Source organism: Acinetobacter variabilis, assembly GCF_000369625.1.
Taxonomy (GTDB): Bacteria; Pseudomonadota; Gammaproteobacteria; order Pseudomonadales; family Moraxellaceae; genus Acinetobacter; species Acinetobacter variabilis.
Map to the genome: position 1 here is coordinate 381,014 of NZ_KB850113.1, position 7,490 is coordinate 388,503.

Below are 7,490 nucleotides of genomic sequence, written 5' to 3' on the forward strand. Positions count from 1 at the left end.
TTTAGGTCTTAATGACGTGCAGCTTTAGCTTCTTCGCTCGCTTTCACAATTGGTGGTTTGACCAGTGCTTTCGGCATATCGATCAAAGCCAGAGGTAAAATCTCATCAATCGATTTCACAGCTTTGATTTCTAAGCCTTCTTTTACATTCTCAGGAATTTCCGCAAGGTCGCGAACGTTTTCCTGTGGAATGAACACCAGTTTAATGCCACCACGGTGCGCAGCAAGCAGCTTCTCTTTCAAACCACCGATACGCATTGCACGGCCACTCAAGCTGGTTTCACCTGTCATCGCAATATCTGGGCGAATCGCAATACCGGTGAATGCAGATACTAGAGCAGTCGTCAGGGCCAAGCCTGCAGATGGACCATCTTTCGGAGTCGCACCTTCTGGTAAATGCACGTGCACATCAGTTTCTTCAAAGCGAGATGCTTCGATACCTAACTCAGCCGCACGGGTACGAACGACAGTCATGGCAGCGGTAATCGATTCTTTCATTACATCGCCAAGTGAACCGGTAGTAATGAATTTCCCTTTACCAGGTACTGCTGCAACTTCAATAGTCAGTAACTCACCACCCACTGAAGTCCAAGCCAAGCCATTTACGCGGCCGATTTGGGCTTCTTCTTCCGCCATACCGTAGTCGAATTTGTGTGGACCCAAGTAATCTGGAAGATTACCAGCATTCACTTCAACCTGAAGATTTTTAGCTTTCTTGCTAACCGCTTCTTTCACTACCTTACGTGCAATTTTAGATACTTCACGTTCAAGGTTACGAACACCGGCTTCACGCGTATAACGACGCACGATGTCACGAATCGCTTCTTCATGCACAGTCAACTCTTTAGTACGTAAACCATTGTTCTTGATTGCTTTAGGAACAAGGTAACGGTCAGCAATGTTAACTTTCTCTTCTTCGGTATAACCAGGCAGACGGATCACTTCCATACGGTCCAGCAGGGCCTCTGGGATATTCATGCTATTGGCAGTACAGATGAACATCACTTCTGACAGGTCAAGGTCAAGATCAAGATAGTGATCGTTGAACTTGTTGTTCTGTGATGGATCAAGTACTTCAAGCATCGCAGAAGCTGGATCACCACGGTAATCTTGAGCCATCTTGTCGATCTCATCGAGCAGGAACAGCGGGTTTTTCACGCCAACTTTGGTCAATGACTGCACGATCTTACCTGGCATCGCACCAATGTAGGTACGACGGTGACCACGGATTTCAGCTTCATCACGTACACCACCGAGAGCCATACGGACAAACTCACGGCCAGTCGCTTTGGCAATAGACTCACCTAGTGAAGTTTTACCTACACCCGGAGGACCGACCAGACACAGGATTGGACCGCGTAATTTTTTCACGCGAGACTGAACTGCCAGATATTCCACAATACGGTCTTTGACATCGTCCAGACCATAGTGATCGGCATCCAAGATCTCCTGAGCTTTGTTCAGGTTAATGCTAACTTTGCTGGCTTTGTTCCATGGCGTATCCAGAATCACTTCCAGATAGTTGCGAACTACCGCAGCTTCGCTAGAAGCTGGTTGCATCGCTTTGAGTTTACGGAACTCAGATTCCGCTTTCTTACGCACATGCTCAGGCAGATCAGCTTCAGCCAGACGTTTTTCGATTTCCGCAACGTCATCTTCTGCACCGCCATTCATATCGGAAAGCTCGCGCTGAATGACTTTCATTTTTTCATTCAGGAAGTATTCGCGCTGGTTTTTTTCCATTTGACGTTTAACCGAGTCATGCAAAGTCTGTTCAATCTGCTGTTCTTCAGACTGTTGCAATAAATAAGTCATTAACTCAGTTAAATGTGCATCGAACTCGTCGTATTCGAGGAATTTCTGTTTCACTTCGATATTCAGAGGAACACGGGTCGCTACGAAGAATAACAGTTGCAGCAAGTCTTCGATTTTATTCGCCGCTGCAATCAGCTCACGAGCATTACGAAGTTTTGCTTCAGCATACTGAGCGAACAGGGCACGCAGCTCCTGTAAGCGCGTAGCTTGAGTTGTTTCATCGACTGATACAGTCATTGGGCTAAGTTCATGCTCAGCAGTCAAATACTCATTTTCATCAATGATGGTTTTGAGCTTGGCACGATACAGTCCTTCAATCAGGACTTTAATACAGTTTTCATCATTTTCGTGATTCACAACTTGCACAATTTTCGCGACAGTACCGTATTGATATAAGTTGTCGTGATCAATTTCTTCTGTAAGCGAATCTTTTTGCGCAACTACAAATACTAGATTGTCACTGTTACGAGCCACATCAACTGCATTGATCGATTTTTCACGACCGACAAATAGCGCAATTTGCATGTGTGGGTACACCACCACATCACGTAGCGCCAAAAGTGGTAATACACTTGGAACCTGAGGCTCTAAGGTTTCTTGATTCATAATAATTTCAGACATGGGCACTCCTAATGAGTGACAACGGTGTTGCCATGTTTTTAATAGTGATGGGTAATTTAAAAATTACAAGGGCTATAGCGAATAAATTGTATAAAAAATGAATAATTATTTGATTTTAAAGTACTTATGTATTTGGAAATACATCATTTAACGCTTAAAACGTTGTAAAAGTGTAGGCGTAAGCAGGGCGTCTAAAGGCTGATCCCATACTTCTCGGACTAAAGGTTGTGACACACGCTGAAAGTCATGCGCCAGTCCAAGACGAAAAGGGCGACGCGCTGCTGTTGCCAGCGTACGATCATAATAGCCACCACCCATACCAATCCGGGTACCATATTGATCACAGACTAATAGTGGCATAACTAAAAGATCCAGTTTTGAGACATGCAGCCCCCGTGTAGCCATGGGTTCACGCATTCCCAACCGATGATGAGCAAAACGCTGAGAACGATATTGATTCTGGCTGATTTCTACCCATGTGAGCTGCTGGTTCATATTGCAAATATTCGGGAGATAAACCCGTTTATGATGCTTAAAGCAGTATTCAATCAGCGCCTGAGTCCGAACCTCACCAAAAGCATCCAGATAAACCCCCACAAACTTGCTCGCATGAAATTCTGGCAAAGTCCGAATCATATTCAGGATACGTTGTTGAGTCTGTTTCTGGATAAATCGAGAGAGTTGACGGCGTTGTTTACGTAGCTGTTTGCGAAGTTCGGAAAGATTCATCATCGTCATAAATATAGTCTTCAAGATTTTAGGGCATTAGATTAATAAAATGCCATAACTTAAATAGAGGGTAGCAACATAGCGAGTATTATAGGCATCTGTATGAATTTTTGATTGAATTTTAAAAATAATGAAACATTTATGATGAATTAATCGATCTGTGCTTAGATCCAGGTAACTTTTTAAAAGACGAAAAAAGATACGGATACAGGACGCTAAACCAGGAAAAATGCAATAAATTTGATATTTATAAGAGAAGATAAATGATGAAATATTTTGAGAAAAATAGAAGCACTCCGAGGATGCCGCTGCATGTCATTACCCTTGAACCCTAAAGTTCAAGGTGGACGAGACGCATACTTGCTGGGTTTCCCATACCGGATGGGCATACACTCTAAATATGCAGAACTCAATCCTAAGATTTAAATATCGGCTCAGGGGAATCTGACCCGCTGGCGAACATCTCAGAGTTAGACTAAGTATAAACGATAATGCTGATGTGGCAACTCTATGCTGTTCGTGAACTGTAAATAGGTTAGTCGAACGACCGAAGTTTATACAAAAAACTCGATTATTCAGTTAGTTCTTCAACTTCTTCCAAAATAGTTTGTAACAAACGTTCGCAGTGCGCATATTGTTGCAGGGATTTATTCATCGTCAATACTTCCTGCATCAGTTCCAGTGCCACCATAATGATCAGTTTACTTGGTTCCATACGAGGGGCTTTACGGCGAAATTCATCGTATTTTTCATTGAGTAATTGCGCTGCACGTTGTAGTTCATCCTGCTGATCCGCAGTGGAGGCCAGACGGAAACTGTGACCCAATACCTTTAAGTCGATTGCGATTTGTTCACTCATGATGAAGCTTCCTCAGTCACTTCAGTAGGATGGGCCAATTGCTGAATTTCCTGTGCATTTTGATCTTGGGCTGTTCCCAAAATCGCCAGACGTTGAATAATGGCTTCAACTTTAGCTTTGGCATTTTCATTTTTCTGGGTAAGACGTTCAGATTCCTGATTCAGGCGCTGAATTTCCTGCTGGGCATGACGCTGTTCCAGCAATAACTTTTCTTTCAGCACGCGCAATTCATTACGTTCAGCCAGAATTTCCTGAAAACGGTTCTTTAGATCAGTGCAACTTTTTTCCAGACGGCTATAACGATCTGCCAGTGCTGTAGCATCCTGGTTTAAATGCTGAAACTGATTACGTGATTCTGTCAGTTGCTGATTGAGGTTCTGGATTTCTTGTTGTTTTTGCGCAATAAAGCTATTTTTTTGTTCAATTTGAGTTTCATGTTGCACGCTTGAAGCCTCTTGCTTCTCCCGTAAACTGGTATTCTCACTTTCAAGTTGTGCAAGTCGCGTTTTTAAAACGCCAATATGCACTTGTAGACGCTGTAATTCTTCTAACATATCGAGGTCGCACAGTGTTGCAAACAAAGGTAATATATAAAGCAGTATAGAGATTGGATAAACGAATGCAAGACGATATTTCAGGTTGGTCAGAATGGTACCGCAATTTTTCTTCAATTGAAGAAATTTCTAGCCCAAGCGAACTGCATGGTTTGCTTACTGGAATTGTCTGTGTCACTCAGGCACCTACAAGTGATGAATGGGTACAGATTTTAGAAACGCTAGATGTCCCTGAACTGAATCCTGAAGCATTAGAATTGTTAACAGGTGAGGCAGAAGACATCTTTCATGCGCTGTCTGAAGATGCGCTGGATTATCTGCCATTACTACCAGATGATGAGCATAGCTTGGCAGAACGCGTTCAGGCTCTGGCTGACTGGTGTGCAGGCGTAGTGCTTGGTTTTGGTCTGGCTTCAGGTCATATCCGCAATGATGAAATGGAACTGATTGAACATTTACAAGATGTTGCAGCAGTTGAATTTGAAAACTCTGATGACGATGCCGAGGGTGAAGAAAGTTATCAGGAGTTGTATGAGTTTGTTCGTCTGATTCCAGTAAGCCTGTCCGTCGGTCGTAAGAAAGTAGAGGTTGAGGAAACACCTTTATTGCAGAAATTCACGCAAAAAGCTCCAGCTCCAGCTTCTGCAACTGAAGCGCAATCTGTAGTTGAAATTTTCTCGCCGAAACGTCCGAGTTAAGTTCAAGCGGTTTTAGACACAAATTAAAAACGTTTCTGAAACCGGCATATTTTTTGCTGAGTCTTCTCATGAAGATGATAGTAAATTGATCTGACCCGTTTTCAGAATCAAATTTTAAATAACAGTAGCAATTGATAAGAAGTAAGGTGTAATGAAGAAACTGACTCAAGCCGATTTTCAGGAACGTCGTGACATCCTCGCAGGGGAAATAGGATTACGTAGCATCGCGATTATTGCCACCAGCCCGGTTGCCCTGCGTAACCGTGATGCAGATTATAAATATCGTGCGGACAGCAGTTTCTTTTACCTGACCGGATTTGCTGAGCCTGAAGCAGTTGCAGTCATTGAAACTTTTGATACGGAAGAAGAAGGCTATACCTATAGTCTGTTCTGCCGCGAACGTGATCGTGAAATGGAAATCTGGAATGGCTACCGTGCCGGAGTGGATGGCGCCGTTGATGATTATGAAGCGGACGAAGCTTATGCGATTGATCTACTGGATGAGGAAATCCTCACCAAGCTTCAGAACAAAGACAAGCTTTTCTACCGGATTGGGCACAATGCCGAATTTGATGCACGTGTAGCTAAATGGATTGCAACAGCCAGTGGTGAAAGCCGCCGTGGTACTTCTGCACCGGCACAGATCATGCAGCTGAATCGTATCGTTGATGAAATGCGTCTGCATAAAGATGAAAATGAAATTGAACTCATGCAGCTTGCATCGGATATTTCTGCAGAAGCCCATACACTGGCTATGCAGAAAGTTCGTCCAGGCATGATGGAATATGCTTTAGAAGCTGAATTGAATTATATCTTTGGTAAAAATGGCTGTGTACCATCCTATAACAGTATTGTCGGTGGCGGTGAAAATGCCTGTATTCTGCATTATGTGGAAAATGATAAAGAGCTGAAGGATGGTGATCTGGTTCTGATTGATGCTGCCTGTGAATATCAGTTTTATGCATCAGACATTACCCGTACGTTCCCGGTAAATGGTAAATTCAGCCCGGAACAAAAAGCTTTATATAATGTCGTACTGGATGCACAGATTGCTGCGATCAATGCTGTTCAAATCGGGAATTCTTATAAAGAGCCGCATAATGTGGCGGTTCGCATTCTGGTTCAAGGTTTACTTGATCTGGGGATTATGCAAGGGGAACTTGAAGAAATTATCCAGACTGAAAGTTTCCGCCAGTTCTATATGCACGGTACTGGGCATTGGCTCGGTATGGATGTACATGATGTAGGTACATATAAAGCCAACGGTGAATGGCGTGCATATGAAGAAGGTATGGTCGTGACCGTTGAGCCAGGTCTTTACATTGCGCCAGATGATGAAACTGTGGATGCGAAATGGCGTGGCATCGGAATCCGGATTGAAGATGATGTGGTTGCTACCAAAAATGGCCCACTAGTGCTAACTGCAAAAGTAGTGAAAACTGTGGAAGATATTGAAGCCTTAATGGCTCAAGCACGTGCTGCTTAAATAAAAGATATAAAAAAGTCGATGATCGCATCTGCTTTTTTATCTTTATAGGAAAAAGCTAAAAATTGACTTATTGAAGACATTAATTTTTCTAATCTATTGATATTAAAATGAGTATTTATAAAATTTTAAGAAAATGTAAATTATTTTCTTAGAAATAAGTTATCCAATAGCTAGATAGAACAAAGATACTATCGAGAAACAAGCAAGACATTTACTTACGTTAATCGCGACTTATTCAAATAAAATTAATTTTGTTAAAATTGAGAATTATAAGATGACAGGAATTCAACACAGCAATTGAGTTTTTAGCATCAAAGCAACATATTAATTCCGATTTCGTTCTCATACTTGACCTGTTCCTTAAATAAACTCAAAGAAGAGCAGGAGAAAAATGATGAGACTAAATACGCTTGACTGGATTGCTTATGCTTTAGCGATTATTGGTGGCATCAACTGGGGTCTGGTTGGTGCGTTTAACTTTGATTTAGTCGCTGCCATCTTTGGTGAAATGAGCGCACTATCTCGAATTATTTATGGGCGAATTCAAACATGAGGTGCGACAGTTTCAAAAGCCATATGATAATCAACAAGCTGAGCAAATTTCTCTAATGGTGTAAGCCAATCTAACGCCTTTCTAGGACGAGTATTCAGTGACATGGCAACTTGATTTAAATAATGCTGATCTGCCTGATTTAAATCAATCCCTTTAGGTAAATATTGCCTAAT

6 protein-coding genes, 1 other RNA gene and 2 pseudogenes are annotated in these 7,490 nt (G+C 42.3%); 3 read left to right on the forward strand and 6 right to left on the reverse strand.

Annotated features, from left to right (window positions below):
• Positions 1-8: 8 nt before the first annotated feature.
• From lon to F897_RS07505, 5 genes are all read right to left on the reverse strand, one after another.
• A complete protein-coding gene (gene lon / locus F897_RS07490) occupies positions 9-2,435 on the reverse strand; it encodes an endopeptidase La (RefSeq protein ID WP_005234742.1) in 2,427 nt (808 codons plus the stop codon).
• A gap of 147 nt (positions 2,436-2,582) precedes the next feature.
• Entirely contained in the window at positions 2,583-3,164 is a 582-nt protein-coding gene (locus F897_RS07495; RefSeq protein ID WP_034581137.1) for a 5-formyltetrahydrofolate cyclo-ligase, read from the reverse strand.
• 289 nt (positions 3,165-3,453) lie between these two features.
• A non-coding RNA gene (gene ssrS, locus F897_RS17015) (6S RNA) lies at positions 3,454-3,638 on the reverse strand.
• Between the two features lie 97 nt (positions 3,639-3,735).
• A complete protein-coding gene (locus F897_RS07500) occupies positions 3,736-4,023 on the reverse strand; it encodes a cell division protein ZapA (protein ID WP_005234746.1) in 288 nt (95 codons plus the stop codon).
• Positions 4,020-4,577: a hypothetical protein gene (locus F897_RS07505; protein WP_004782884.1), complete on the reverse strand. Its 558-nt coding sequence runs from the start codon at positions 4,575-4,577 to the stop codon at positions 4,020-4,022. The genes F897_RS07500 and F897_RS07505 overlap by 4 nt, the downstream gene beginning before the upstream one ends.
• A 65-nt stretch (positions 4,578-4,642) precedes the next feature.
• Between F897_RS07505 and F897_RS07510 the strand changes: the two genes are divergently transcribed.
• From F897_RS07510 to F897_RS17020, 3 genes and pseudogenes are all read left to right on the forward strand, one after another.
• Complete coding sequence (locus F897_RS07510; RefSeq protein ID WP_005234747.1) at positions 4,643-5,275, forward strand: UPF0149 family protein; 633 nt, start codon at positions 4,643-4,645, stop codon at positions 5,273-5,275.
• Between the two features lie 151 nt (positions 5,276-5,426).
• Positions 5,427-6,761: a Xaa-Pro aminopeptidase gene (gene pepP, locus F897_RS07515; RefSeq protein WP_005234749.1), complete on the forward strand. Its 1,335-nt coding sequence runs from the start codon at positions 5,427-5,429 to the stop codon at positions 6,759-6,761.
• A 397-nt stretch (positions 6,762-7,158) separates the two neighbouring features.
• A pseudogene (locus tag F897_RS17020) lies at positions 7,159-7,299 on the forward strand (DUF378 domain-containing protein); the annotation flags it as partial.
• 8 nt (positions 7,300-7,307) lie between these two features.
• On the opposite strand, the pseudogene F897_RS17460 reads toward F897_RS17020, so the two are convergent.
• Positions 7,308-7,490, reverse strand: a pseudogene (locus F897_RS17460) (IS30 family transposase); the annotation flags it as partial.